This window comes from Micromonospora sp. NPDC049089, assembly GCF_040648775.1.
In the GTDB taxonomy this organism is placed as follows: domain Bacteria; phylum Actinomycetota; class Actinomycetes; order Mycobacteriales; family Micromonosporaceae; genus Micromonospora.
This window is the reverse complement of record NZ_JBEZEH010000392.1, coordinates 1-1,685: the sequence shown is the minus strand read 5'-3', so window position 1 is coordinate 1,685 and position 1,685 is coordinate 1. Positions and strand designations below refer to the sequence as shown.

At 68.1% G+C, this 1,685-nt stretch carries 3 protein-coding genes; all 3 read left to right on the top strand.

Going from position 1 to position 1,685, the window contains the following annotated elements:
* A partial coding sequence (locus AB0B48_RS33025; RefSeq protein WP_357208559.1) for a helix-turn-helix transcriptional regulator occupies positions 1-449 on the top strand: 449 nt, incomplete at its 5' end.
* Positions 446-922, top strand: coding sequence for an SRPBCC domain-containing protein (locus AB0B48_RS33020; protein ID WP_357208556.1), 477 nt, complete (start codon positions 446-448; stop codon positions 920-922). The genes AB0B48_RS33025 and AB0B48_RS33020, both read left to right, overlap by 4 nt.
* Entirely contained in the window at positions 919-1,545 is a 627-nt protein-coding gene (locus tag AB0B48_RS33015) for a dihydrofolate reductase family protein (protein ID WP_357208553.1), read from the top strand. The genes AB0B48_RS33020 and AB0B48_RS33015 overlap by 4 nt, the downstream gene beginning before the upstream one ends.
* Positions 1,546-1,685 lie beyond the last annotated feature (140 nt).

The following is a 1,685-nucleotide window of genomic DNA, read 5'->3' as shown; positions in this document are numbered from 1 at the left end:
ACCAGGTCCGCACCTCGATCCAGGCAGACACCGACCACCGCGCCCCTGCCCACACCGACGGCCCGCAGGTGCCCGGCGAGCCGGTTGGCCTGTGCAAAATACTTAGCCGCATGGCACAGTATTCGGCGCAGCTCGACGGCGTGTTCGTCGCCCTCGCTGACCCGACCCGGCGCTGGGTCATCCGACGCCTCGGCCACGGTCCGACAAGCGTCGGCGACCTCGCCCGCGAGCTTCCGATGACCCTTCCCTCGTTCATGAAGCACGTGCGGACGCTCGAGTCGAACGGGCTGATCCACACGACCAAGTCCGGCCGGGTGCGCACCTGCGTGCTCAACCGCGAGCGCCTCGCTGTCGTCGACGACTGGCTCGCGGAGCAGCGCAGGGTCTGGGAAGAGCGCACGGATCGCCTGGAACGCCTCGTCACCGATCAGCAGGAGAACCAACAATGAATCCCGACCTGGACCTGACCATGACACGGGTCATCCGCGCCCCTCGCGCCACCGTGTGGGCCGCCTGGACCGACCCGTCCCGCTTCGAGAAGTGGTGGATACCGGCGCCGGCCCTGTGCCGCGTCGACCGCTTGGAGGTCCGGCCCGGTGGCGCACTCGTGACCCGACTGAGCGAGGACGGGGTGGAGTTCGTCCCGCACCTCGACGCGTGCTTCCTCGTCGTCGACGACCTCGAACGGATCGTGTTCACCAACGTGATCGACAGCGCCTGGCGGCCCGCGAACCCCACCCCGGTCCCGATGACGGCGGAGATCACCATGAAGGACCATCCGGACGGCACGGACTACCGGATCATCGTCCGCCACGGTGATCCCGCCGCTCGTGACCTTCACGAGAAGATCGGCTTCGCGGACGGCTGGGGCTCGGTCACCGAACAACTCGCCGGGCTCGCCGAGAGCCAGGAGGCGCTGTGAAGATCGTCCTTACCGAGTTCGTCACTCTCGACGGCGTCAGCCAGGGGCCCGGCTCGCCGACCGAGGACACGAGCGGCGGCTTCACCCTGGGCGGCTGGCTCGTGCCCTACCTGGACGAGGTCTTCGTCCGCCGTACCTCGGAGTGGTTGGGTCTCGCCGACGGTCTGCTACTCGGACGGCGGACCTACGAGGCGTTCGCTCGCGACTGGCCGCAGATCACCGACCCGAACGATCCGTTCACCGAACGGATGAACTCACTACCGAAGTACGTCGTGACCAACACCCTGGCGGAGGGTGGTTGGCGCCCGACGACAGTGCTCCACGGCGACCCGATCCACAGCGTCGGGGAGCTCAGGGCGCAGCCAGGACGGGAGCTCCAGATTCACGGAAGCGCACGACTTGGCAAGGCTCTGTTGTCAGCTGGCCTCGTCGACACACTCCGACTCGTCGTGGCCCCCACCGTGGCCGGCTCCGGGCGGCGGCTGCTCGACCACCCGAACGCACCCGTCGGCCTCCGACTGGTTCACCACGAAGCGACGGCGAAGGGCTTGCTCCTGCTCGAGTACGAGCATGTCGGCGCCGCCCCGACGGCGCAGTACGAAGGCGCGGCAGCCTTCGTCTAGTCACGGCCCGGCCACCTCCTGAATCTCGCGATCAGGTCCCGCCCCGACAGCGGGAAACCGGGGCACCGGCCACGCGAAGGTGGCCGGTGCCCCCGTTCCCTAAGTCGAACATCAAGCCCGTTATGCAAACTCCGACGTTT

Bases quoted from the DNA above. Each gene is read 5' to 3' on its own strand.
- AB0B48_RS33020 (WP_357208556.1), top strand. From the start codon at position 446: ATGAATCCCGACCTGGACCTGACCATGACACGGGTCATCCGCGCCCCT.